The sequence below is a fragment of the Pseudomonas sp. 2957 genome (genome assembly GCF_031456345.1).
In the GTDB taxonomy this organism is placed as follows: domain Bacteria; phylum Pseudomonadota; class Gammaproteobacteria; order Pseudomonadales; family Pseudomonadaceae; genus Aquipseudomonas; species Aquipseudomonas siliginis.
The window spans coordinates 220,949-244,251 of sequence record NZ_JAVDUL010000007.1; the positions used below are offsets into that span (position 1 = coordinate 220,949).

22 protein-coding genes are annotated in these 23,303 nt (G+C 61.6%); 12 read left to right on the forward strand and 10 right to left on the reverse strand.

Features of this window, described 5'->3' with window-relative positions:
- Positions 1–208 precede the first annotated feature (208 nt).
- From J2Y39_RS24100 to J2Y39_RS24115, 4 genes are all read left to right on the forward strand, one after another.
- Positions 209–688: an NYN domain-containing protein gene (locus J2Y39_RS24100; RefSeq protein WP_016773064.1), complete on the forward strand. Its 480-nt coding sequence runs from the start codon at positions 209–211 to the stop codon at positions 686–688.
- A 35-nt stretch (positions 689–723) separates the two neighbouring features.
- Positions 724–1,329, forward strand: a complete 606-nt coding sequence (locus J2Y39_RS24105; RefSeq protein WP_095181881.1) for a PolC-type DNA polymerase III — start codon at positions 724–726, stop codon at positions 1,327–1,329.
- Positions 1,330–1,653: 324 nt separating this feature from the next.
- The gene (yedA, locus tag J2Y39_RS24110) at positions 1,654–2,589 is read left to right on the forward strand and encodes a drug/metabolite exporter YedA (RefSeq protein ID WP_110602775.1); all 936 of its coding nucleotides are present in this window, start codon (positions 1,654–1,656) and stop codon (positions 2,587–2,589) included.
- Between the two features lie 52 nt (positions 2,590–2,641).
- The gene (locus J2Y39_RS24115) at positions 2,642–3,982 is read left to right on the forward strand and encodes a DEAD/DEAH box helicase (RefSeq protein ID WP_041477749.1); all 1,341 of its coding nucleotides are present in this window, start codon (positions 2,642–2,644) and stop codon (positions 3,980–3,982) included.
- A gap of 150 nt (positions 3,983–4,132) precedes the next feature.
- Here J2Y39_RS24115 and J2Y39_RS24120 read toward each other — a convergent pair whose 3' ends face one another.
- Both J2Y39_RS24120 and J2Y39_RS24125 read right to left on the reverse strand, forming a co-directional pair.
- Positions 4,133–5,377, reverse strand: a complete 1,245-nt coding sequence (locus J2Y39_RS24120; RefSeq protein WP_236168720.1) for a TIGR03862 family flavoprotein — start codon at positions 5,375–5,377, stop codon at positions 4,133–4,135.
- Positions 5,378–5,657: 280 nt separating this feature from the next.
- A complete protein-coding gene (locus tag J2Y39_RS24125; protein ID WP_056790583.1) occupies positions 5,658–6,578 on the reverse strand; it encodes a histone deacetylase in 921 nt (306 codons plus the stop codon).
- Positions 6,579–6,660: 82 nt separating this feature from the next.
- Here J2Y39_RS24125 and J2Y39_RS24130 point away from each other — a divergent pair, with 82 nt between their 5' ends.
- The 3 genes from J2Y39_RS24130 to J2Y39_RS24140 all read left to right on the forward strand — a co-directional run bounded on the left by J2Y39_RS24130 (position 6,661) and on the right by J2Y39_RS24140 (position 8,801).
- Positions 6,661–7,230, forward strand: a complete 570-nt coding sequence (locus J2Y39_RS24130) for a GNAT family N-acetyltransferase (RefSeq protein ID WP_024014420.1) — start codon at positions 6,661–6,663, stop codon at positions 7,228–7,230.
- Positions 7,231–7,341: 111 nt separating this feature from the next.
- Positions 7,342–8,211 carry an acyl-CoA thioesterase II gene (gene tesB / locus J2Y39_RS24135; RefSeq protein WP_056790579.1) on the forward strand — a complete coding sequence of 290 codons (870 nt, stop codon included), beginning with the start codon at positions 7,342–7,344 and terminating at the stop codon, positions 8,209–8,211.
- Positions 8,208–8,801, forward strand: coding sequence for an HAD family hydrolase (locus J2Y39_RS24140; protein ID WP_150742282.1), 594 nt, complete (start codon positions 8,208–8,210; stop codon positions 8,799–8,801). Before tesB ends, J2Y39_RS24140 begins: the two co-directional genes overlap by 4 nt.
- Positions 8,802–8,934: 133 nt before the next feature.
- Here the strand turns inward: J2Y39_RS24140 and J2Y39_RS24145 are convergent, their stop codons facing one another.
- Positions 8,935–9,888: an alpha/beta fold hydrolase gene (locus J2Y39_RS24145; protein WP_310220140.1), complete on the reverse strand. Its 954-nt coding sequence runs from the start codon at positions 9,886–9,888 to the stop codon at positions 8,935–8,937.
- Positions 9,889–10,773, reverse strand: a complete 885-nt coding sequence (locus J2Y39_RS24150) for a neutral zinc metallopeptidase (protein ID WP_310220142.1) — start codon at positions 10,771–10,773, stop codon at positions 9,889–9,891.
- Between the two features lie 390 nt (positions 10,774–11,163).
- Here J2Y39_RS24150 and J2Y39_RS24155 point away from each other — a divergent pair, with 390 nt between their 5' ends.
- Positions 11,164–12,042 (forward strand): DMT family transporter, encoded by an 879-nt coding sequence (locus J2Y39_RS24155; protein WP_041477756.1) that lies wholly within the window; start codon positions 11,164–11,166, stop codon positions 12,040–12,042.
- 132 nt (positions 12,043–12,174) lie between these two features.
- Here J2Y39_RS24155 and J2Y39_RS24160 read toward each other — a convergent pair whose 3' ends face one another.
- On the reverse strand, positions 12,175–13,512 hold the full coding sequence (locus J2Y39_RS24160; RefSeq protein ID WP_056790566.1) for an MFS transporter: 1,338 nt from the start codon (positions 13,510–13,512) through the stop codon (positions 12,175–12,177).
- Between the two features lie 361 nt (positions 13,513–13,873).
- Between J2Y39_RS24160 and quiC the strand changes: the two genes are divergently transcribed.
- Together quiC and J2Y39_RS24170 are read left to right on the forward strand one after the other, a co-directional pair.
- Positions 13,874–15,775: a 3-dehydroshikimate dehydratase QuiC gene (gene quiC / locus J2Y39_RS24165; RefSeq protein ID WP_252868322.1), complete on the forward strand. Its 1,902-nt coding sequence runs from the start codon at positions 13,874–13,876 to the stop codon at positions 15,773–15,775.
- Positions 15,776–15,877: 102 nt separating this feature from the next.
- Positions 15,878–16,555: a TetR/AcrR family transcriptional regulator gene (locus tag J2Y39_RS24170; protein ID WP_016773079.1), complete on the forward strand. Its 678-nt coding sequence runs from the start codon at positions 15,878–15,880 to the stop codon at positions 16,553–16,555.
- 118 nt (positions 16,556–16,673) lie between these two features.
- Here the strand turns inward: J2Y39_RS24170 and J2Y39_RS24175 are convergent, their stop codons facing one another.
- From J2Y39_RS24175 to J2Y39_RS24190, 4 genes are all read right to left on the reverse strand, one after another.
- Positions 16,674–17,528 carry a shikimate dehydrogenase gene (locus J2Y39_RS24175; protein ID WP_252886833.1) on the reverse strand — a complete coding sequence of 285 codons (855 nt, stop codon included), beginning with the start codon at positions 17,526–17,528 and terminating at the stop codon, positions 16,674–16,676.
- A 5-nt stretch (positions 17,529–17,533) separates the two neighbouring features.
- Positions 17,534–17,974 carry a type II 3-dehydroquinate dehydratase gene (gene aroQ / locus J2Y39_RS24180; RefSeq protein WP_041477760.1) on the reverse strand — a complete coding sequence of 147 codons (441 nt, stop codon included), beginning with the start codon at positions 17,972–17,974 and terminating at the stop codon, positions 17,534–17,536.
- A 270-nt stretch (positions 17,975–18,244) separates the two neighbouring features.
- Complete coding sequence (gene trmA, locus J2Y39_RS24185; RefSeq protein ID WP_310220150.1) at positions 18,245–19,324, reverse strand: tRNA (uridine(54)-C5)-methyltransferase TrmA; 1,080 nt, start codon at positions 19,322–19,324, stop codon at positions 18,245–18,247.
- On the reverse strand, positions 19,321–20,616 hold the full coding sequence (locus J2Y39_RS24190) for an NCS2 family permease (protein ID WP_016773083.1): 1,296 nt from the start codon (positions 20,614–20,616) through the stop codon (positions 19,321–19,323). Before J2Y39_RS24190 ends, trmA begins: the two co-directional genes overlap by 4 nt.
- A 220-nt stretch (positions 20,617–20,836) precedes the next feature.
- On the opposite strand from J2Y39_RS24190, the gene J2Y39_RS24195 reads away from it, so the two are divergent.
- Together J2Y39_RS24195 and J2Y39_RS24200 are read left to right on the forward strand one after the other, a co-directional pair.
- On the forward strand, positions 20,837–21,283 hold the full coding sequence (locus J2Y39_RS24195) for a DUF4879 domain-containing protein (protein ID WP_252868318.1): 447 nt from the start codon (positions 20,837–20,839) through the stop codon (positions 21,281–21,283).
- 67 nt (positions 21,284–21,350) lie between these two features.
- A complete protein-coding gene (locus J2Y39_RS24200) occupies positions 21,351–21,902 on the forward strand; it encodes a DJ-1 family glyoxalase III (RefSeq protein WP_310220153.1) in 552 nt (183 codons plus the stop codon).
- Positions 21,903–21,907: 5 nt separating this feature from the next.
- Here J2Y39_RS24200 and J2Y39_RS24205 read toward each other — a convergent pair whose 3' ends face one another.
- Positions 21,908–23,143: an MFS transporter gene (locus tag J2Y39_RS24205; RefSeq protein ID WP_150638452.1), complete on the reverse strand. Its 1,236-nt coding sequence runs from the start codon at positions 23,141–23,143 to the stop codon at positions 21,908–21,910.
- Positions 23,144–23,303: the final 160 nt, after the last annotated feature.

Sequence of the window (23,303 nt, forward strand, 5' to 3'; positions counted from 1 at the left end):
CCAACGGTCAGCATCGACCCGGGTGGCGAGGGAGCGTGCTCCCGCCGGGGCGCCTGGCGACCCTTTCCTTTGAAAAGAGGGGCCTGCTGCGCAATCCAGCGCGAGCAAGCTCCCTCGCCACACTGCTATTTACTGGCATACTGAGCGCCTTTTTCAGGCCTGATCGCCTGACCCCGCTTCGTGCGCTTGTGCGCCCACAGGAACTCCGGTGAAAAAAATCGCAGTGTTCGCCGATGTGCAGAACCTCTACTACACCGTGCGTCAGGCCTATGGTTGCCACTTCAACTACGCCGCATTGTGGGCGGACATCAGCAAGAACGGGCAGATCGTCGAGGCCTACGCCTACGCCATCGACCGTGGCGACAGCAAGCAGCAACAGTTTCAGCAGATCCTGCGCAACCTCGGTTTCACCGTGAAGCTCAAGCCCTACATCCAGCGCAGCGACGGCTCGGCCAAGGGTGACTGGGATGTCGGCATTACCCTGGACATCATGGATGCCGCCGACCACGTCGACGAAGTGGTGCTGGCTTCCGGTGACGGCGATTTCGACATGCTGCTCGAGCGCATCATCAACAAGCACGGTGTGCAAGCGGTGGCCTACGGCGTCCCTGGCCTGACCGCCAACTCGCTGATCCGCGCCGCCAGCCGCTACGTGCCGATCGAAGGCGCGCTGCTGTTAAAGAATTAAGCTCAAGAACTTATCTGTACGGAGTTGAACCCGGTTTGGAACGCATCGCAGTCATCGACTTTGAAACCACCGGCCTGTCGCCGAACAGCAGCTGCCGCGCCACGGAAATCGCCGTGGTCATGCTGGAAAACGGCCGCATCGTCGAGCGTTACCAGAGCCTGATGAACGCCGGCGTGCGCGTCCCCGCGTTCATCGAGCAACTGACCGGCATCAGCAACGCCATGCTGCGCACCGCGCCGCCGGCCGAGCGGGTGATGGAAGAGGTCAACGAATTCGTCGGCTGCACGCCGTTGCTGGCGCACAACGCCTCGTTCGACCAGAAGTTCTGGGATTTCGAACTGGGGCGGATCAAACGCACACGCCTGCAGAATTTCGCCTGTTCACTGCTGCTGGCGCGGCGCCTGATGCCGGCGGCGCCGAATCACAAGCTCGGTACGCTCACCACGTTCGCGCAGTTGCCGCACACCGGCCAGGCTCACCGGGCCATGGCCGATGCCGAGATGGCGGCCAATCTGATGGCGCATTTGGCGGAAGAGCTGCGAGGCAAACATGGAGTGCGCGAGTTGAATCACGACCTGCTGTGCAAGTTGCAGAAAGTCCCTGCCGCAAAAGTCGGCGAGCATCTGCAGCGTTATCGCTGATCCCGGGTACTCCGACTGATCGTTCCCACGCTCTGCGTGGGAATGAAGCCCGGGACGCTCCGCGTCCCTTTCAAAGCCGAACGCAGAGCGTCCGTTGAGGCATTCCCACACGGAGCGTGGGAACGATCCATGCGGTGTGTCATTCAACGCAACTGTGACTGATACACCGCTTTCGCGAGCAGGCTCGCTCCCACAAGGACCTTGTCGGTCTCAGTTGCTTTCATGCAAAAGTGTACCGGCGCGATAAACAGGTTTTGTAACTTATTTTTGCGCGGCAGCCTTTCTAGAATAAACCGTTCACCGAATCTGACTGTCGAGCTGCCCATGCCTGCATTGCGCCGTTTTTCCCTGCCGTTGATCGCTGCGTTTTTTGCGTTGTACGTGATTTGGGGATCGACCTATCTGGTGATTCGCATTGGCGTCGAATACTGGCCGCCGCTGTTGCTGGCCGGGGTGCGCTTCGTCATTGCCGGCAGCTTGATGTACGCCTGGCTGCGCTGGCGCGGTGCTCCTGCGCCGACCTGGGCGCAGTGGAAAGCGGCGGGGCTGGTCGGCATTCTGCTGCTCAGTTTTGGTAATGGCGCGGTCAGCGTGGCAGAGCACACCGGGGTGGCTTCAGGTGTTGCCGCGCTGGCGGTGGCGACGGTGCCACTGTTCACCTTGTTGTTCGGCTACTTCTGGGGCGCGCGCAATACGCGGCTGGAGTGGGCCGGTGTGGCGTTGGGGATTATTGGCATCGCCATGCTCAACATGGGGTCCAACCTGCAATCGAGCCCGCTCGGCGCGATGTTGCTGATCTTCGCCGCGGCAAGCTGGGCGTTCGGTTCGGTGTGGAGCAAATACCTGCCATTGCCGGCGGGGGCGATGGCCAGTGCGGTGGAAATGCTCGTCGGCGGCGTGGTCTTGCTGATCGGCAGTGCGCTGAGTGGCGAGCACCTGCAAGCCATGCCGCCGCTCGAAGGGTGGCTGGCGCTGGCCTATCTGATCTTCTTTGGCTCAATCATCGCCTTCAATTCCTACATGTATCTGCTCAAACACGTGCGCCCAGCGGCGGCGACCAGTTATGCCTACGTCAACCCGGCGGTGGCGGTGTTGCTCGGCGTGGTGTTTGTCGGCGAGACCATCGGCATCGAAGAAGCGCTGGCGATGCTGGTGATCATCAGCGCCGTGCTGCTGATCAGCCTGCCGCAGTGGCGTCGACCTGCGCAGCCACCCGTGGAAGAGGCGAAAGCCGTTCCGACGGAAGCGCGTACGAATTAGGGTAAACTGCGCGGCATTGCATCCCCGCGTCATTTTTTCCTACGGTACTCCCATGACTTTCGCCTCCCTTGGCCTGATCGAACCCTTGCTGCGCTCCCTCGAGACGCTCGGCTACCAGACCCCGACGCCGGTGCAGGCGCAAGCCATTCCGGCGGTGCTGGCCGGTCGTGACCTGATGGCAGCCGCCCAGACCGGCACCGGTAAAACTGCCGGTTTCGCTTTGCCGCTGTTGCAGTTGCTGACCATGGAAGGGCCGAAAGTCACCGCCAATTCGGCGCGTGCGCTGATTCTGGTGCCGACCCGCGAGCTGGCCGAGCAGGTCCACGAAGCCGTGCGCCAGTACGCGGAAAACCTGCCGTTGCGCACGTACGCGGTGTACGGCGGTGTCAGCATCAACCCGCAGATGATGAAGCTGCGCGGCGGCGTCGATGTGCTGGTCGCCACACCCGGCCGTTTGATCGACCTGTTCCGCCAGAACGCGCTGAAACTCGATCAACTGCAAACGCTGGTGCTGGATGAAGCCGATCGTATGCTCGACCTGGGCTTCTCCGAAGAACTGGCGAACATTTACCGCATGCTGCCGAAAAAACGCCAGACCCTGCTGTTTTCCGCGACCTTCTCCGATGACATCCGCCTGCTTGCCGGGCAGATGCTCAATGATCCTTTGAGCGTCGAAGTCAGCCCGCGCAACGTCGCTGCCAACACGGTCAAGCAGTGGATCGTCACCGTAGACAAGAAGCGCAAGGCCGAACTGTTCGTGCACCTGATGCGCAAGAACAAGTGGAAGCAGGTGCTGGTGTTCGCCAAGACCCGCAACGGCGTCGATGCGCTGGTGGAAAAACTTCAGGGCCTCGGTGTGAATGCTGACGGCATCCATGGCGACAAACCCCAGGCTACGCGCCAGCGCGCGCTGGACCGGTTCAAGCTCAGCGAAGTGCAGATTCTGGTGGCGACCGACGTCGCCGCCCGTGGTCTGGACATCGAAGACCTGCCGCTGGTGGTCAACTTCGATCTGCCGATCGTCGCCGAGGATTACATTCACCGCATCGGCCGCACTGGCCGCGCAGGTGCCACCGGTGAGGCGATCTCGCTGGTGTGTGCCGATGAAGTGAACATGCTCTCGGCCATCGAAATGCTGACGCGGCAGAACCTGAAGCGCCAGAACGAGCCGGATTTCGAACCCGAGCACCGCGTGCCGGACACCGATGCCAGCGGTCAGGTGATCAAGAAACCGAAAAAACCGAAGAAGCCGAAAGCGTCGGGCGGTGGCGGTGGTAAGCGCAATCTGGGCAAGTGGGTCGACAGCGGCGAGACCTCGGCACCGGAGCCATCGATCAAGCCAGTGCGCAAAGTGCCGGTGTTCAATACTGGACCGCGCAAGCGCAAGCCGTGATTTGATGCGGCGTCTGCGATAACGCCTTCGCGAGCAGGCTCGCTCCCACATTGGGGATGCGTTTCCCTGTAGGAGCTGCGGAACGCTGCGATCTTTTGATGTTGATTTTTGAAGATCAAAAGATCGCAGCCTCGTTTCACTCGTCAGCTCCTACAGGGTTTTGTGCTTAAGCCATTGCACGATTCCCAGCCCAGCCGCCCGCCCACTGGCAAAACACCCGGTCAGCAAGTAGCCGCCCGTCGGCGCTTCCCAGTCGAGCATCTCGCCGGCACAAAACACCCCCGGCAACGCCTTGAGCATCAAGCGCTCATCCATCGCTTCAAACCGCACTCCACCGGCACTGCTGATCGCTTCGTCCAGTGGGCGGGTTTTCACCAGAGTCAGCGGCAACGCTTTGATCGCTCGGGCCAACAGCGCCGGATCGGCGAATGTTTCGGCATCGGTCAGCTCGCGCAACAACGCTGCTTTAACCCCATCAATCCCCACCTGACTGTGCAGATGCTTGGCCATTGAGCGCGAGCCGCGTGGTTTGCTCAGCGCCGCCTGTAATTTATCCACAGGCCGGCCCGGCAGAAGGTCGATGTGGATAACCGCTGCGCCATAGCGATTGATTTCCTCGCGTATCGGCGCCGACAGGGCATAGATCAGGCTGCCTTCAATGCCGGTCGCGGTGATCACGCATTCGCCCAAGCGCGGGATATCGTCGTTCAAACCGATGGCGATGTTTTTCAGCGGCGCGCCGGCGAATTTGCTCACCATCAGATCGCTCCAGGCCTGCACCTCGAAGCCGCAATTGCTTGGCTGCAACGGTGCCAGATCCACGCCGCGCTGCTCCAGCGGCAACATCCACGCGCCATCCGAGCCCAGGCGCGCCCAACTGCCGCCGCCGAGGGCGAGCAGGGTGGCGTCGGGGTTTACGCTGATTTCGCCTTGCGGGCTGGCGATGCGCAGTGCACCGCTTGCGTCCCAGCCGAGCCAGCGATGGCGGGTGTGGATAACCACGCCGCTGTCGCGCAGGCGCTTGAGCCAGGCGCGCAACAGTGGCGCGGCTTTCATGTCGGTGGGGAACACGCGGCCGGAGCTGCCGATGAAGGTTTCGATGCCCAGATCGTGAATCCACTGGCACAAGGCATCGGCATCGAATGCGCGCAGCAGCGGGGCGATCTGCGGTGCGCGTTCAGCGTAGCGGGAGAGGAACGCCGGGTACGCTTCGGAGTGGGTGATGTTCATGCCGCCGACCCCAGCCAGCAGGAACTTGCGCCCGACCGAGGGCATGCCGTCGTACACGTCGACGCGGATTCCGGCCTGGCTCAGCACTTCGGCTGCCATCAGGCCGGCGGGGCCACCGCCGATGATAGCGACGTGGGTGTTGGCGGGGGCGGAGTTCTGGGTCATGGGGGTGCGCTGCGGTATGGCGGGACAAGGCGCGCATTCTAACAGCGCTGAACCCCTGTAGGAGTGAGCCTGCTCGCGAACGCGGTCTGTCAGTCAATTAGATGTTGTGGGTGCTAAAGCTTTCGCGAGCAGGCTCGCTCCCACCGGGGCTGCGGTGTATTTCGAGGCTGGTTAAAAAATAAACAGTGCGCTGGGCGCCATGCCCAGCCTGGCCTGCAGTCCCTTTCACTCAGGTTATCCACAGGCAGTTCCACAGCGATTGTGGGTAACGCAGCACGTTTCAATGACAGCCGTGTGAATCCCAGACCCGTTGCGCGCTGTGATGGAGGATGCCGTGGCGGCGGGCGAGGGCGTGGCGATCCTTGCTGTAGCCGCCGCCGATCACCCCGACCACCGGGATGTCGCGGCCCAGGCAGTGGCGCATCACCCGTTCATCACGCTCGGCTACGCCCTCGTCGGTCAGTTGCAGATAACCGAGGGCATCGTCCTTGTGCACATCAACGCCAGCGTCGTAGAGCACCAGATCCGGTTGATACAGCGGCAACAGGTAATTGAGCGTGTCATCGACCACCTGCAGATAGTCGGCATCGCCCATACCTTTGGGCAGCGGAATGTCCCAGTCACTTTCTGCCTTGCGTGCGGGAAAATTCTTCTCGCAGTGCAGGGAAACGGTAATCGCCTCCGGCGTGTCATGCAGAATCCGCGCGGTGCCGTCGCCCTGATGCACGTCGCAATCGAAGATCAGTACGCGATTGACCCGGCCGCTCTGCAACAGGTACTGGCTGATGATCGCCAGGTCATTGAAGATGCAGAAGCCGGCAGGGTAATCGTAGTGAGCGTGATGGGTGCCGCCGGCCAGATGACAGGCCAGACCATGTTCCAGCGCTTGCTCTGCCGCGAGGATCGAACCGCCCACCGCACGTACGGTGCGTCGCGCCAGCGCCTCGTTCCACGGCAGGCCGAGGCGCCGTTGGTCTTCGCGGGACAACTCGCCGCTCATGTAGCGTTCGATATAGCTGCGGTCATGGGCGAGGGCGAGGATGTCGTTGGGGCAGATCTGCGGGCGCAGCAGGTCGGCGTCGCGGGTCAGGCCGCTGTCGACCAGGTGATCACGCAGCAGACGAAACTTGTCCATGGGAAAGCGGTGCTCCGCAGGAAACTCGGGGCTGTAGTCTTCGTGATAGATCAACGGCAAAGGCATGGCTTGTTTCGCGCAGAACCTGGGAGAGAATGAACGATCCTACCAGCGATGTAGACTCAACGGCATGGAAATGGAGGGGACGATGGAGCCGATACTGGAGCTGCAAAGCGCGCGCTTGTTGATGCGTCAATGGCAGGACGAGGATTTGCCGGCATTCGCCGCGATGTGCGCCGATCCGCAGGTGATGCGCTACTTTCCGGCACCGTTGACCCGGCTCGAAAGTGCCGCATTGATCGGCCGTGTGCGCGGGCATTTTGCCGAGCACGGCTTTGGCCTGTGGGCGCTGGAGCGCAAGGACACGGGTGAATTCATCGGTTTCACCGGGTTGGGCGTGGTCGGCTTCGATGCGCCGTTTACCCCGGCGGTGGAAATCGGCTGGCGTCTGGCCAAGGAACACTGGGGCCTGGGTTACGCCAGCGAAGCTGCGTGGACCGCACTTCGCGCGGGTTTCGACCAGTTGAAGCTGGAGGAAATCGTCTCGTTTACCGCCGGGCAGAATGCGCAGTCGGAGAAGGTCATGCAGGCGATCGGCATGCATCACGATCCGCAGGATGATTTCGATCACCCCAAGCTTGCGCTCGATCACCCGTTGCGCCGCCATGTTCTGTATCGCATCAGCCGCGAACAATGGCTGCAAACCTTGCATGAATAAGCCGACACGGACGTTTACAATGGCCGCCATCGTATTTGGCCCGTGCCAGAACCTGAATCGTCCGCCGCAGCCAAGACTGCGCGGCCATTGCTTTGTGTGAGGAGAGTCTGAATGAGCCAAGTGCTGGAAGATCTGGTCGATCTGCTGACCCTGGAACCGATCGAAGAAAACCTGTTCCGTGGCCGCAGCCAGGATCTGGGGTTCCGCCAGTTGTTCGGCGGTCAGGTGCTCGGCCAGTCGCTGTCGGCGGCCAGTCAGACGGTGGAAGAGGCGCGTCATGTGCACTCGCTGCACGGTTATTTCCTGCGCCCGGGCGATGCCAAGTTGCCGGTGGTCTATTCGGTTGATCGCGTGCGTGATGGCGGCAGCTTCAGCACTCGCCGCGTGACGGCGATCCAGAAGGGCCACCCGATCTTCACGTGCAGCGCTTCGTTTCAGTACGACGAACAAGGTTTCGAGCATCAGGGCCAGATGCCCGTGGTGGTCGGCCCGGAAAACCTGCCCTCGGAACTGGAACTGATCCAGCAGCGTGCGCACCTGATTCCGGAGCACATGCGTGAAAAACTGCTGTGTCCGAAACCGATCGAAGTACGCCCGGTCACCGAAAAGGATCCGTACAACCCGCAACCGGCCGATCCGATCAAATATGTGTGGTTCCGCGCCGACGGCGCCTTGGCCGACATCCCGGCGCTGCACAAATACCTGCTGGCGTATGCCTCGGACTTCGGCCTGCTGACCACGTCGATGCTGCCCCACGGCAAGTCGGTCTGGCAGAAAGACATGCAGGTCGCCAGCCTTGATCACGCGCTCTGGTTCCACAACGATCTGCGCGCCGATGACTGGTTGCTCTACGCGATGGACAGCCCGTGGGCCGGCAACTCCCGTGGTTTTTCCCGTGGCAGCGTGTTCAATCGCGCCGGGCAACTGGTCGCTTCGGTGACTCAGGAAGGTCTGATCCGCCATCGCAAGGACTGGGCATGAGCCTGACCGAGGTTCGTCATTGGGTATTCGACATGGACGGCACGTTGACTGTAGCCGTGCATGATTTCGCGGCGATTCGTGTGGCACTGGCGATTCCGCCGGAGGACGACATCCTCACCCACCTCGCCGCGTTGCCGGCGGATGAAGCGGCGGCCAAGCATGCCTGGTTGCTCGAGCATGAACGCGATCTGGCGCTGGGCTCGACCCCGGCCACCGGTGCGGTAGAGCTAGTGCGCGACCTGCATGCGCGCGGTTATCGCCTTGGCATCCTCACGCGCAATGCGCGGGAGCTGGCGCATGTCACGCTGGAGGCGATCGGCCTGGCTGACTGCTTCGCGGTCGAGGATGTGCTGGGTCGCGACGAAGCACCGCCGAAGCCGCATCCCGGCGGTTTGCTGAAACTGGCCGATGCCTGGCAAGTGCCGGCCAGTGACATGGTGATGGTCGGCGATTACCGCTTTGATCTCGATTGCGGCCGAGCAGCGGGGGCGCGGACGGTGTTGGTGAACCTGCCGGATAACCCGTGGCCGGAGTTGACGGATTGGCATGCAAAGGATTGTGTTGAGTTGCGGCGGATGCTGCAGGCCTGAGATCGTTGTTGTCTGATCGGACGCCTTCGCGAGCAGGCTCGCTCCCACAGGGGAATGCGTTCCAACTGTGGCATTTATTCCAAATGTGGGAGCGAGCCTGCTCGCGAAGGGGCCGGTGGATCCAGCAAAAAACTCACTGATCAAACAAAGCCTTCCGCCCCTCCGCCGACGTCAGCATGCCATCCCCGTCATGCCCGACCCCAGGCACCTCCACCAGCCGCTGATTGACCCCCTCAGGATGGCGACGCAGCAAGTAACCGAAATACAGCTTCCCGCGCATCAAGCGGTAAGCCCCTTGCGCCTCGGCTGCGCAGCTCTTGTCCAGCGCCGGGTGTTCCGGGTCGACGTCCTGCTGCCCGAGCAGATAAATCACCTCGCGTTTGACGTAAGCGCTCTCGACCTGCAACGGCGTTTGCCCGCCGGCATACACCGGCATGTCCGCCAGGCCGTACTTCCAGCGATTGAAGCCCGGGCATTGTGCGTGGTCGAACGCCACTGGCCGCTGCTCGTTGAAGTACGCGTAAGAAGAGGGATTGGCAACCACATAGCGCAAGCGAATACCGTTGGCCTTGAGCGCCGGCTGATCCTTGGCCAGCAGGGCGTAACGCTGCACCACCTGACCACCGCCGGAGTGGCCGAAGATCACGATCTGCTTCACGTCCGGAAACTGTTTGCGGTCGCTGAGCCGCGCGACGATTTCGTCCAGCGCCGCGTAGGAACTCAGCGGATTCGGCCCGGTGGACAAGCCGCCGCCCATCCACTCGTTGCCCTGCCAGCGCAGCACCGTCGGCGGCAAGGAATACAGGGTGACGTCGCTTTCATTGAGAAACTGCGGGGCGATCACCAGCGTGTGCGCGGTCTGCCCGGCGAGTTCGGCGGCGCTTTCCGCGCTTTTGCGGTAGGTCTCGGCGTTGCGCAGGCGACCGTGAATAACGATCAGCACCCGCTCGATCTTTTCCGGTGCCGGGCCGATGCCCACTGCCATTTCCCCGGCCTTGAGTTGCAGGCGACCGGGGCTGATCGCATCGACGCCGGCCGCTTGCGCGGTGCCGACGATGAACAGTAACGCCACAAGCCATTTATGCATTTACAGGGTTTTCGCCGCGAAGGTGTCGCACTGGCTTACCTGGCCTTGCGCGAATCCGGTTTTGAACCAGCGCACCCTTTGCGCTGACGTACCGTGGGTGAACGAGTCCGGGACCACACGGCCCTGGCCCTGTTGCTGCAAGCGATCATCGCCGATGGCGTTGGCGGCGTTCAAGGCTTCTTCGATGTCGCCGGGCTCCAGCCAGTTCAGGCGTTTCTGCGCGTTATACGCCCAGACGCCGGCGAGACAGTCGGCCTGCAATTCCTGGCGAACCAGCAAGCCGCCGTCGCCTTCCATCTGCCGGCCTTGCTGACGCGCCGCCTGCATCTTCGCCGAGACGCCCAGCAGCGTCTGCACATGGTGTCCGACTTCGTGCGCAATCACGTAAGCCTGAGCGAAATCGCCGGCGGCTTTGAAGCGCTGCGACATTTCCTGAAAGAACGCCATGTCCAGATAGACCTTCTGGTCTGCCGGGCAATAGAACGGGCCGGTGGCAGAAGTGGCCATGCCGCACGCGGAGTTCACCCGATTGCTGAACAGCACCAGTGTCGGGTCTTTGTATTGGCGTCCGGCCTGCTGGAAGATCGGACCCCAGGTGTCTTCGGTGTCGCCGAGGATCGAGCGGACGAATTCGGCCTGTTCATCATTGGCCGGTGGCGCCTGACGGGTTTGCGAGGAGGGCGCCGGCTGCTCCATCTGCCCGGTCAACTGGCCGAGGATCTGCAGCGGGTCCTGGCCGGTGAGCCAGCCGATGCCGACAATCAGCACGATGGCCGTCAGGCTCAGGCCCTTGCCGCCGCCGAAGCGCATGCCGCCGCCACCGCCTGCGTCATCACCCCGGGCGTCGACGACGTTGTCACTGCGTCGGCCTTTTTTCCATAGCATGTGGGAATCCTCTTTTATTGCCGGTGATGAATCTGCTGGTGATGAGTGTTGCCGCTGTGTGAGTGTGGCGCCAGTCCGGTCGTCCGTCCATGCACACGCGCCCACATGGTGCGGGCCTGGTATTGACGGTCGAGCGGGCCGTGAATTCAATCCCGAGTGGAATTTCTTCTGCCGATTCATGAACCCGCCGTTTCGACGGCAGTCTGTGATGTTGCACACTGGCCGGGCGGCGAAGTGGCGGGAATCTTGCCTCACGGTTTTGCCTGGCGGCGGTTTCCCGGCGAAGAAGAGTGCAACCTGTGCGGTTGCTGAAAGCTCAGCCGACTATGATTGCCACAACGATTGCCGCCAGCGCGAACGCTCGCCCGGGTATTTTTTCAGAGATTGCCAATGACCGTCAGCACCCCGCTCTCCGGTGTCAACCAGCCCTTCAAGGGGATCTTGCTGATTGTCGTGGCGACGTTCCTGTTTTCCAGCCACGACGCGTTGTCGAAATACCTCTCCGGTTTTTATCCGATCGTGATGGTGGTGTGGGCGCGCTATGTGGTGCACACCTTGTTGATGGCGGGGATCTTCCTGCCGCAGTCCGGTTTGCGCGTTCTGCGTACGAAAAAACCGTTATGGCAGCTCGCCCGTGCCCTGTGCCTGCTCGGCACCAGCCTGTTTTTCACCACGGCGCTGCTGTACATCCCGCTGGCGGAAGCCACGGCGGTCAACTTTCTCGCGCCGGTACTGGTGACGGCGTTATCGGTGCCGCTGCTCAAGGAACGAGTGACGCGCGGACAGTGGATCGCGGTGATCTGCGGCTTCATCGGCGTGCTGATCATTGTCCACCCGGGCGGCGAACTGTTCACCCCGGCGATCCTGCTGCCGTTCTGCTCGGCGCTGTTCTTTTGCTTCTACCAATTGCTGACGCGCAAGCTCGCCGAAGTGGACAGCCCGACCACCAGCAACTTCTTCGCCGGGCTGTGCAATACCCTAGTGATGAGCGCGCTGGTGCCGTTTTTCTGGCAGGTGCCGACGTTGCCTCATGCCGCGCTGATGCTGGCGCTGGGCAGTTGCGGAATGACGGCGCACTTATTTCTGACCCAGGCCTTCCGTCACGCAGCACCAGCCTTGCTGGCGCCGTTCGGCTATTGCCAGATCGTCTTTGCCGGGTTGTTGGGCTGGCTGCTGTTCAATCACACACCGAGCGGGTTGACGGTGATCGGTATTGCGGTGATCTGTTGCAGCGGATTGGCGGCAGCGTGGCAGCAGAGCCGGCGCTGAAGAGCGGAATCCCGGTACAACTTGTGGGAGCGAGCCTGCTCGCGAAAGCGGTGTGTCAGTCACCCTGTTCAGTGGCTGACTTGACGCCTTCGCGAGCAGGCTCGCTCCCACAATGGGATGTATGCAGGCAGGTTATTCGGTAATGGTCGGAATCTTGCGCGGTGCCATGAAGTACATCCACGTCAGTGCGAGGAAGTACATCGCCGGAATCAGCGTGAACAGCACCGTGTAGTTGTTGTTGGTAACGGTGAGGATGTGGCCGACGATCTGGGTCATGAACATCCCGCCGATCGCCGCGCACATGCCGCCGAAGCCGAACACCGTGCTCATCATGTGCTTGGGCGTGTAGTCCATCACCAGGCTCCAGATGTTCGCAGTCCAGGCCTGATGCGCGCCGATCGCCAGCGAGATCGCCGCCACCGCCACCCACAGATTCGCCGAGCCGGCGGCCATGACCACGCCGATGATGCAGCAGGCAAACAGCAACATCGACAGCAGCCGCGCCTTGATCGAGTTCATCCCGCGACCGATCAGGAACGAGGACAGAATCCCGCCGCCGACACTGCCGAAGTCAGCCGTGACGTAGATGATGATCAGCGGAATACCCATCTGCGTGACGTTGATGCCGAGGTTGTATTGCTGATTGAGAAACGGCGGCAGCCAGTACAGATAGAACCAGAACACCGGCGCGGTCAGCGAGTAAGCGAGGGCGAAGGCCCAGGTGCCGCGCATGCGCAGGATCTTGCTGAACGGCACGCGGGCCTGTTCCGGTTCGACTTGCTGCTGGATGTAATCGAGCTCCGACTGTTTCACCGTCGGATGGTCTTCCGGATTGAAATACTTCAAGCCCCAGAACAGCAGCCAGATGCCGCCGAGTGCCGCCATGCACAGGAACGCCGCTTGCCAGCCCCACACATGCAGGACCAGTGGCAGCAGCATCGGCGTGAACATCGCGCCGACGTTGGTGCCGGCGTTGAAGATGCCGGTAGCGACAGCGCGTTCACCGGCCGGGAACCACAGGCGCGTGGTTTTCACACAGGCCGGGTAGTTGGCCGCTTCCGTCAGGCCGAGGATGAAGCGGCAGACCATGAAGCCGACTGCGGAGGTCGCCAGGCCATGGGCACCGGTGGCCAGGCTCCAGAGCAGTACGGCGCAGAAGAACACGCGCTTGACGCCGACCCGGTCGATCAGGCGTCCCTGCAGGACAAACCCGATCGCGTAGCCGACCTGAAACCAGAAGTTGATGTTGGCGTAGTCCATCGCCGTCCAGCTCATTTCCTTGGCGAGGATCGGCTGCATGACGCCGAGGGCGGCGCGGTCGATGTAGTTGAGGGTGGTGGCGAAAAACACCAGCGCCAGCATGCCCCAGCGGGTCTTGCCGACAGCCATGGCGCCGCGGATCTTGTCGCCAATGCCACCCGTGGCAGTGCTCATGGCCGGAGCCATGCGGGAAGTCTGTGAAGGAATCATGTGTTCCACCCGTTTTTGGATTTGTTATTTGGTGTTCTTTTCTGTCGAACACCTTGCCCGGTGGTTAGTGGCCGGACTCGATGTGCAACCGATGTTGGGCAGTGAACAAAAAATCGTCAATTCGCCAAATCGCCTTAGTGTTCGATAATCGCACGCAAAACTAACCGGGTAGTACACTTTGAATTGCTGCGCGCAGGGATGCAGCCAATAATTTCCCTCACTATAAAAACCCATTCCCCGGTAGGAGCTGCCGAAGGTTGTGATCTTTTGATTTTGCTGTTTTGGTAATCAAGATCAAACGATCGCAGCCTTCGGCAGCTCCTACAGTAAAGATAAAGCGGCGCAGTCCGGGAGTTGAAACATGCAGCGTTCCATTGCCACCGTTTCCTTGAGCGGCACCCTGCCGGAAAAACTCGAAGCCATTGCCGCCGCCGGGTTCGACGGCGTGGAGATTTTCGAAAACGACCTCCTGTACTACGACGGCAGCCCCCGGGAAATTAAACAGATGTGCGCCGATCTGGGGATCGCCATCACCCTGTTTCAGCCGTTCCGTGACTTCGAAGGCTGCCGCCGCGAGCGCCTGGCGCGCAACCTTGAGCGTGCCGAGCGCAAGTTCGATCTGATGCAGGAACTTGGCACCGACCTGGTGCTGGTCTGCAGCAACGCCTCGCCGGACAGTGTCGGCGATCAACAAATCCTCGTCGATGATTTGCGCCTGTTGGCCGAACGCGCCGGCGCCCGTGGCTTGCGCATCGGTTACGAAGCGCTGGCGTGGGGCCGTCACGTCAATACTTATCAACAGGTCTGGGACATCGTCCGTCAGGCTGATCACTCCAACCTCGGCGTGCTGCTCGACAGCTTCCATACCCTGTCGCTGAAGGGCGATCCCAGCGCGATCGCCGACATTCCCGGCGACAAGATCTTCTTCGTGCAAATGGCCGACGCACCGATCCTGGCCATGGATGTGCTGGAGTGGAGTCGGCATTTCCGCTGTTTCCCGGGGCAGGGCGAATTCGATCTGCCGGGTTTCCTCGCGCCGATCATCAAGAGTGGCTATACCGGGCCGCTGTCGCTGGAAATCTTCAACGACGGCTTTCGAGCCGCGCCCCCGCGAGCCAACGCCGCCGATGGTTTGCGTTCGCTGCTGTATCTGGAAGAGAAGACCCGTCAGCGTCTCGAGCAGGAAGCGGCGCCGGTGGCCAACCGTGAGATTCTTTTCGAAACGCCGCCGGCCAGCGAATACAACGGCGTGGAATTTCTCGAATTTGCCGTCGATGAAGCGCTGGGCGCTAAGCTCAGTCACTGGCTGCAACGCCTCGGTTTCGCCAAGGCCGGGCAGCATCGCTCCAAGAGCGTCAGCCTGCTGCGTCAGGGCGATATCAACCTGATCCTCAACTCCGAGCCGTATTCCTTCGCCCACAGCTTTTTCGAAGCCCACGGCCCGTCGCTGTGCGCCACGGCCGTGCGGGTCAAGGACAGCGCCAGTGCGCTGGCCCGCGCCGTCGCTTACAAGGGGCAGCCCTATCGCGGCCTGGTCGGGCCGAATGAACTGGAGCTGGCGGCGGTGCGCGCACCGGACGGCAGCCTGATTTATCTGGTCGATGAGGACGCCGACGTGTACGGCACCGATTTCAATCTGTTGCCGGACGCGCAGACCGGCGGCGGCCTCAAGCGTATCGATCACATGGCCATGGCACTGCCGGCGGACAGCCTCGACAGTTGGGTGCTGTTTTACAAAAGCCTGCTGGATTTCGAAGCCGACGATGAAGTGGTGCTGCCCGATCCGTACGGTCTGGTGAAGAGCCGCGCACTACGCAGCCGCGACAGCTCGATCCGGCTGCCGCTGAACATTTCCGAGAACCGCAACACTGCCATTTCGCATGCGCTGTCGAGTTATCGCGGCTCCGGCGTGCATCACATCGCCTTCGATTGTGACGACATCTTCGCCCAGGTCAGTCGCGCCAAAGAGGCCGGTGTGCCGCTGCTGGACATCCCGCTGAATTACTACGACGACCTCGCGGCGCGTTTCGATTTCGACGATGAGTTTCTCAGCGAGCTGGCCTATTACAACGTGCTCTACGACCGTGACGCCCAGGGCGGCGAGTTGTTTCACGTCTACACCGAGCCGTTCGAGGGGCGTTTCTTCTTCGAGATCATCCAGCGCAAGAATGGCTATGCCGGCTACGGCGCGGCCAACGTTGCGGTGCGGCTGGCGGCGATGGCCAAATCCCGCAGCGGTGCGGTGCGTCAGGCGAAGTTGTAGGGAATTCGTAAACGCGGGATTAAACACCGGCTGCGCGGCTTCCTTCACTGTCCCGCGCGGCCCATAATCGCCAGCTTGTGCAGTGATGGCCGTGAGCCCGCGATGACCATGAATTCAGAACTTTCCGCCGCTGCTGTCGAGTCCGACGCAGTGCCGCGCAAGAGTCGCAAGAACAACCCGGAAAAGACCCGCGAAAACATTCTCCAGGAGGCGATCGTCGAGTTCGTCCAGCAGGGCTTGTCCGGCGCCCGCGTCGACGCGATTGCCGAGCGCATCCACACCTCCAAGCGCATGATCTATTACTACTTCGGCAGCAAGGAGCAGTTGTACGTCGAGGTGCTGGAGAAGCTTTACGGCGATATCCGCAGCACGGAAAACCGCCTGCACCTGGACGAGCTGCCGCCCGAGCTGGCGATCCGTCGGTTGGTGGAATTCACCTTCGATCACCATGACCACAACGTCGATTTCGTGCGCATCGTCAGCATCGAAAACATCCACAACGCCGAGTACGTAAAGCGTTCCGATGCGATCAAGGCGCTGAACAACACGATCCTCGACACCTTGGGCGGGATTCTGCAACGAGGCGCGGACGAAGGTTTGTTCCGGCGTGGCATCGATGCGCTGGACGTGCACCTGCTGATCAGTTCGTTCTGCTTCTATCGCGTGTCGAACCGCCACACGCTGGGAGAAATCTTCCAGATCGACCTGCCGGACGAAACCATCAAGCAGCGCCACCGCGAGATGATCTGCGAATCGGTGTTGCGCTACCTGAAGGCCTGACTCGATCCCCCCTGTGGGAGCGAGCCTGCTCGCGAAAGCGGTGTGTCAGTCGCCCTGTTCGTTGACTGAATCGACGCCTTCGCGAGCAGGCTCGCTCCCACAAGAGTTACCCTGTTGTTCAGCCATTCATGCTCTGAAAATGCTCGAGCATGCGCTGCGCATCCGGCACCACGCCGCTGAACAGTTCAAACGCCTTCACCGCCTGAAACACCGCCATGTTGCCGCCATCCAGGGTGCGGCAGCCCAAGGCGCGGGCGTCGCGCAGCAGTTCGGTTTCCAGCGGGAAATACACAATCTCCGCGACCCACATTGCCTTGCGTAGCAACCCGGCCGGCACCGGTGAACCCGGCAGCTTGGCCATGCCCATCGGCGTGGTGTTGACCAGGCCATCGGCCTGCGCCAGCGCCCCGGGCAAATCCCGTCCCGCCTGCGCGCGACCGGCGCCAAAATGTTGATTCAGATTGTTCGCCAGGCTCTCGGCACGCTCGCGGTCGACATCAAAAATCGTCAATTGCCGTACGCCTTCACTGAGCAGCGCGTGGGCCACCGCCGCGCCAGCGCCACCGGCGCCCATCTGGACTACACGTTCTCGGGCAGCATCCGGCAGACCTCGGCGAAAACCCTCGGCGAAACCGAGGCAATCGGTGTTGTGGCCGACACGCTTGCCGTCCTTCAGCACCACGGTGTTGACCGCGCCGATGCCACGGGCTTCCGGCGACAACTCATCGAGCAGCGGGATGACCGCCTGTTTGCACGGGAAAGTGATGTTCAACCCGGTGTAATTCATCTGCTCCGCCGCTTGCAGCAAGTCGGGCAGAGCCGTGCTGTCGAGGTGCAATTGATCGAGGTCGATGAGCTGGTACAGATAACGCAGGCCCTGCGCATCACCTTCGTGCTCATGCAGTGCCGGTGTACGTGAAGCCTGAATCCCGGCGCCGATCAGCCCGGCGAGTATCACCCTGGAACGCGACATGGTTCTTACCTCTGCAACCGCTGACTGAAATGCTCCAGCGCCAGGCGGTAGCCATGGCTGCCGAACCCGCACATCACCGCCGTGGCGATGCCGGAAACAAACGAATGATGTCGAAACGGCTCACGGGCATGCACGTTGGACAGATGCACCTCGATCACCGGCAATTCACTGGCGACCAGTGCATCGCGAATCGCCACGGACGTATGCGTCCACGCCGCCGGATTGATCACGATCCCGGCACAACGACCACGCGCGGCGTGAATCCAGTCGAGCAGCTCGCCTTCATGATTGGTCTGGCGAAATTCCACGGACAGACCGAACTCGTCAGCCGCGCGACCACACAACGCGGAAATATCGGCCAGGGTTTCATGACCATAAGTCGCCGGCTCGCGGGTGCCGAGCAGGTTCAGGTTCGGGCCGTTAAGCACCAGAACGATAGGGGACATGGGGGCAACTCCACTTATTGTTTTTGGCATGGGCCGAGAGGTTCCGGCCTGTGGAGATAAAATGTACTAGATGGTTACATCGGTCAATTGAACAGAAATGACCTTGGCGTTTTATGTTCGGTGATCGCACAGATCAAAAGATCGCAGCCTTCGGCAGCTCCTACAGATAACCGCGTTCCACATGTAGGAGCTGCCGAAGGCTGCGATCTTTTAGAGCACCCACAAAAAAGCCGTCAATCACGACGGCTTTCTCGTACCAACTACCCGCGATTAGCGTCGGGTCAGCAGCACACCGGATTCCATGTGATGGGTCCAAGGGAACTGGTCGAACAATGCGCACTTGGTAATGCGGTGGGTGTCATGCAACTGGGCGATGTTGGCCGCGAGGGTGTCAGGGTTGCAGGAGATGTAGAGGATGTTGTCGAAGCGTCGTGTCAGTTCGCAGGTGTCCGGGTCCATGCCGGCGCGTGGTGGGTCGACGAAGACGCTGCCGAATTCGTAGCTCTTCAGATCGATGCCGTGCAGGCGGCGGAACGGGCGCACTTCGTTGAGCGCTTCGGTCAGCTCCTCGGCGGACAAACGCACCAGCGTAACGTTATCCACAGTGTTTTCGCTGAGGTTGCTCAGGGCCGCGTTGACCGAAGTCTTGCTGATTTCGGTAGCGAGCACTTTGCGCACGCGCGTCGCCAGCGGCAGGGTGAAGTTGCCGTTGCCGCAGTACAACTCGAGCAGATCGTCGCTGCGATCGCCCAGCGCGTCGTATGCCCAATTGAGCATCTTCTGGTTCACCGTGCCGTTGGGCTGGGTGAATGCGCCCTCGGGCTGGCGATAGCTGAAGGTGCGGCCGCCGACTTCGAGTTTCTCGACGACATAGTCCTGACCGAGCACTTCGCGCTTGCCCTTGGAGCGGCCGATGATGCTCACACCCAGATCGGCCGACAGCTTCGTTGCTGCCGCATGCCAGTGCTCGTCCAGCGGACGGTGATAGCACAGGGTGATCATCGCGTCGCCGGCCAGCGTGGTCAGAAATTCGACCTGGAACAGCTTGTGGCTCAGCGCCGAACTGGCTTGCCACGCGGCCTTCAACTGCGGCATCAACTGGTTGATGCGCAGGCTGGCAATCGGAAATTCCTCGATGAGGATCGGCGTGCGCTTGTCGTCCTGGGAGAACATCGCGTAATGCCGTTCGCCGCCCTCACGCCACAGGCGGAATTCGGCGCGCAGGCGGAAGTTCTGCAGAGGCGAGTCAAACACCGTCGGCTCGGGTGCATCGAACGGTGCCAGCAGATCACGCAAGCGCGTGACCTTGGCTTCGAGTTGTTCGGCGTAGGCTTGGGAATCGAAACTCATGCGTTGAACCAACCCAACTTGATCACAAACAGAATCGACAGAATCACCAGTGCCGGGTTCAGCTCACGGGCACGGCCGGACAGTAGCTTGATGGCGGTCCAGGCGATGAAGCCGAAGGCGATGCCGTTAGCGATCGAATAGGTGAACGGCATGGCCAGCGCGGTAACCACAACCGGCGCCGCCACGGTGATGTCGTCCCAGTCTATTTCCGCCAGGCCGGAAGTCATCAGCACGGCGACGAACAGCAGCGCTGGCGCAGTGGCGAACGCCGGAACGCTGGCCGCCAGGGGCGAGAAGAACAGCGCCAGCAGGAACAGGATTGCCACGACGATGGCGGTCAGGCCCGTGCGGCCACCGGCACTGACGCCGGCAGCGGATTCGATGTAACTGGTCGTGGTCGAAGTACCCAGCAGCGAGCCGGCCATGGCCGCAGTACTGTCGGCGATCAGCGCGCGGCCCATTTTCGGCATGTGGCCGTCCTTGCCCATCAGGCCGGCGCGCTTGGCGACGCCGATCAGGGTCCCGGAGTTGTCGAACAGGTCGACGAACAGGAAGGCGAAAATCACGCTGACCAGACCGATGTCCAGTGCGCCTTTGATGTCCAGTTGCAGGAAGGTTGGCGCCAGCGACGGCGGCATTGACATGATGCCGCCGAACTCGGTGACGTTCAGTACGATCGAGGCGATGGTTACGGCGAGAATGCCGATCAGCACCGCGCCACGCACTTTCAGCGCTTCGAGGGCGACGATCACGGCAAAGCCGACGGTGGCCAGAATCGGTGCCGGTTTGGTCAGATCGCCGAGGCCGACCATGGTCGCCGGGTTGCTGACCACGATGCCGGCGTTGTGCAGGGCGATCAGCGCCAGGAACAGGCCGATACCGGCGGCAATCGCCGAGCGCAGTGGCAGCGGAATGGCGTTGATGATCCATTCACGGATGCGGAAGATCGACAGCAGAAAGAACAGCACGGCGGAAATGAACACCGCACCCAGCGCCACCTGCCAGGTGTGGCCCATGTGCAGCACCACGGTGTAGGTAAAGAAGGCGTTCAGGCCCATGCCCGGAGCGAGAGCGATCGGGTAGTTGGCGATCAGGCCCATCACGGTCGAGCCGATTGCAGCCGCCAGACAGGTGGCGACGAAGATCGCGCCTTTGTCCATGCCGGTCTCGCCGAGGATGCTCGGGTTGACGAACAGAATGTAAGCCATGGCCAGGAAAGTCGTGACGCCCGCAAGAATTTCGGTGCGCACGTTGGTGTTGTGTGCCTTGAGTTGAAACAGCCTTTCCAGCATGTCTGCTCCCCGTGGCGCGCGTGGCGCCGTGAATGTATCGACCTCAACAGCAAAGCACAGACCGTCGCAAGCGCCTGGAAAATTGTCGTGGGCCGGAAAAAGCCGCGCATCATACCAGCCGCGTGAGGAATTTGGCGGATGTTGGTGTCGATCGTCGGCGAAGTTTTGCGCAGCCGACAACTGCGCCATACTGCGCGCTGATTTTTTGGAGTGGGCAGGCATGCGCAACGGTTGGATCAGGATTTTCGGATGGATTGCAGCACTGCTGCTGACAGCTCCGGCGTTCGCGGCATCGGCGCCGCCGCTCACCGAGGTGAAGGTGATCAAAGTGCAGTCACCGTCCTGCGGCCTGGAAGATATTGCCGATAACCAGCCGCAAACCCAATGCAATCACAGCGGGCCGAATATCAAAGTCTTCGTGCTGGAAGTCGGCTATGGCCAGAACCAGCCACACGTGACTCTGGATGGCTTCGAGGTCAACGGCACCAAAGGTCCGGTGTGCGCCTTCGATAATGGCAACCTCACCGAATGCACGCCTGGCAGCAAAACCGTCGGATCTCTTTATACCTTCGATCTGGCCGGCAAACAGGAAGGCACCTTCAACTTCAGCAACACCTCGATCAACGCCCCGCGCAACACGCTTTCGACCCAGCTTTACATCAAGTAACGGCTGTCTGCGAACAGGGTGGGACAAAGCTGACTACGCTTGACTGACTATCCAGCGGAAAGCGCCCATGACTTCCAGAGCCCTGATTGCCCTCGCCGAGGGCATCGACGATTTGCAAAGCGTGACCCTGATCGACGTGCTGCGCCGCGCCGGCATCGAAGTGGTCGCCGCCAGCATCGAAGGCCGACGCATGCTGACCTGTGCGCGCGGCACCCGGCTGACTGCCGACGGCATGCTCGTCGATGTACTGGCACAGACTTTTGACCTCATTGTCCTGCCGGGCGGTGCCGTCGGTTCCCGGCATCTGGCGGCGCATCAGCCCTTGCAGCAATTGCTCAAGGATCAAGCCAGTGCCGGCCGACTGTTCGCCGCCATCGGCGAAGCCCCGGCTGTCGCGCTGCAAGCATCAGGCGTGCTGCGCCAGCGACGCATGACCTGCCTGCCCGGTGCCAGCCACCAACTATCAGGCTGTACGTTTGTTGATCAACCGGTGGTAGTCGACGGCAACTGCATCACCGCCCAAGGCTCGGGCGCGGCGCTGGAATTTGCCTTGACCCTGGTCGAGCAACTTGGTGGCAAGGCGTTGCGGGCGAGGGTGGCGGGGGAGTTGATGGCCTGACGGATTCAGGCCTTCTCTTCCACCGGTACATGCATCCGATCCCGATTCGCCAACGTCGGAAACAGTTTGATCCACGTCCCCGTCACCACCAGCGTGCCGATCCCGCCCATCACCACCGCCGGCACGGTGCCGAACCAGTGGGCGGTGAGGCCGGATTCGAATTCGCCCAACTGGTTCGATGCGCCGATGAACAGGCCGTTGACCGCACTGACCCGGCCGCGCATTTCGTCGGGGGTTTCCAGTTGCACAAACGAGGCACGGATGACCATGCTGATCATGTCCGCTGCGCCGAGCACCACCAGCACCGCCAGGGAGAACCAGAACGAGGTCGACAGGCCGAACGCGATGGTGGCGACGCCGAAGATGCCGACGGCGGTGAACATCACCCGGCCGACATTGCGTTCCACGGCAAATCGCGCCAGAAACAGCGACATCAGCAACGCACCCACCGCCGGCGCCGAGCGCAACAGGCCAAGGCCCCACGGGCCGGTCAGCAGAATGTCCTTGGCGAATACCGGCAGCAACGCCGTGGCGCCACCGAGCAACACGGCGAACAGGTCCAGCGAGATCGCTCCGAGGATGTCCGGGCGGCTGCGGATGAAGCGAATCCCTGCCAACAGCGAGTCCAGCGTGGCTTTGCCTTTATTCAATGGCGTCTGGCGTGCCGGCAGGTTGAGCATCAGCGCGCAGGCGATCACGTACAGCAGCACGGTCGGGCCGTAGACCCAGACGCTGCCGAACGCATAGAGCAAACCGCCAAGAGCCGGAGCGACGATAGTGGCCGACTGCTGCGCCGATTGCGCGGCGGCAACTGCACGGGGGAAAAGCGCACTGGGGACGATGCTCGGCAGCAGCGCCTGAGTCGTCGGCATCTCGAACGAACGGGCGGCGCCGAGCAGGAAGGCGAGGATGAAAATCATCTCGCGGGTGACGTGATCGGTGGCGCTGCCGATAGCCAGCGCCAAGGCAATCAGTGCCTGCAACGACTGGCAAAGCGCGGCGACCTTGCGCCGATCATAGCGATCGGCAACGTGCCCGGTGTGCAGCATGAACAGCACGCGCGGGGCGAATTCGACCAGACCGACCAGGCCCAGATCCAGCACGTTGCCGGTCAGTTGATACAGATTCCAGCCGATCGCCACGGTGAGCATCTGGAAACCGCTGGCGGTGAAAATCCGCGCCAGCCAAAAGGCCATGAATGGACGATGGTGACGTAGCAGCAGGGGCTCTTGAATGGGCATCTGAAGGCAGTCTTGGGCGAGTGAACGGCGAGATTATCACCAGTCTGTAACAGGAAGTTGCTACGAGAAACAATTCAGTTAGCCAGACATCGATCTTTCATGCTGACAATCAACCCTGTGGTGAGGGGATTTATCCCCGTTGGGTCGCGCAGCGGCCCCA

Bases quoted from the DNA above. Each gene is read 5' to 3' on its own strand.
- yedA (WP_110602775.1), top strand. From the start codon at position 1,654: ATGCCTGCATTGCGCCGTTTTTCCCTGCCGTTGATCGCTGCGTTTTTT.
- J2Y39_RS24115 (WP_041477749.1), top strand. From the start codon at position 2,642: ATGACTTTCGCCTCCCTTGGCCTGATCGAACCCTTGCTGCGCTCCCTC.
- J2Y39_RS24120 (WP_236168720.1), bottom strand. From the start codon at position 5,377: ATGACCCAGAACTCCGCCCCCGCCAACACCCACGTCGCTATCATCGGC.
- J2Y39_RS24125 (WP_056790583.1), bottom strand. From the start codon at position 6,578: ATGCCTTTGCCGTTGATCTATCACGAAGACTACAGCCCCGAGTTTCCT.
- J2Y39_RS24130 (WP_024014420.1), top strand. From the start codon at position 6,661: ATGGAGCCGATACTGGAGCTGCAAAGCGCGCGCTTGTTGATGCGTCAA.
- tesB (WP_056790579.1), top strand. From the start codon at position 7,342: ATGAGCCAAGTGCTGGAAGATCTGGTCGATCTGCTGACCCTGGAACCG.
- J2Y39_RS24140 (WP_150742282.1), top strand. From the start codon at position 8,208: ATGAGCCTGACCGAGGTTCGTCATTGGGTATTCGACATGGACGGCACG.
- J2Y39_RS24145 (WP_310220140.1), bottom strand. From the start codon at position 9,888: ATGCATAAATGGCTTGTGGCGTTACTGTTCATCGTCGGCACCGCGCAA.
- J2Y39_RS24150 (WP_310220142.1), bottom strand. From the start codon at position 10,773: ATGCTATGGAAAAAAGGCCGACGCAGTGACAACGTCGTCGACGCCCGG.
- J2Y39_RS24155 (WP_041477756.1), top strand. From the start codon at position 11,164: ATGACCGTCAGCACCCCGCTCTCCGGTGTCAACCAGCCCTTCAAGGGG.
- J2Y39_RS24160 (WP_056790566.1), bottom strand. From the start codon at position 13,512: ATGATTCCTTCACAGACTTCCCGCATGGCTCCGGCCATGAGCACTGCC.
- quiC (WP_252868322.1), top strand. From the start codon at position 13,874: ATGCAGCGTTCCATTGCCACCGTTTCCTTGAGCGGCACCCTGCCGGAA.
- J2Y39_RS24170 (WP_016773079.1), top strand. From the start codon at position 15,878: ATGACCATGAATTCAGAACTTTCCGCCGCTGCTGTCGAGTCCGACGCA.
- J2Y39_RS24175 (WP_252886833.1), bottom strand. From the start codon at position 17,528: ATGTCGCGTTCCAGGGTGATACTCGCCGGGCTGATCGGCGCCGGGATT.
- aroQ (WP_041477760.1), bottom strand. From the start codon at position 17,974: ATGTCCCCTATCGTTCTGGTGCTTAACGGCCCGAACCTGAACCTGCTC.
- trmA (WP_310220150.1), bottom strand. From the start codon at position 19,324: ATGAGTTTCGATTCCCAAGCCTACGCCGAACAACTCGAAGCCAAGGTC.
- J2Y39_RS24190 (WP_016773083.1), bottom strand. From the start codon at position 20,616: ATGCTGGAAAGGCTGTTTCAACTCAAGGCACACAACACCAACGTGCGC.
- J2Y39_RS24195 (WP_252868318.1), top strand. From the start codon at position 20,837: ATGCGCAACGGTTGGATCAGGATTTTCGGATGGATTGCAGCACTGCTG.
- J2Y39_RS24200 (WP_310220153.1), top strand. From the start codon at position 21,351: ATGACTTCCAGAGCCCTGATTGCCCTCGCCGAGGGCATCGACGATTTG.
- J2Y39_RS24205 (WP_150638452.1), bottom strand. From the start codon at position 23,143: ATGCCCATTCAAGAGCCCCTGCTGCTACGTCACCATCGTCCATTCATG.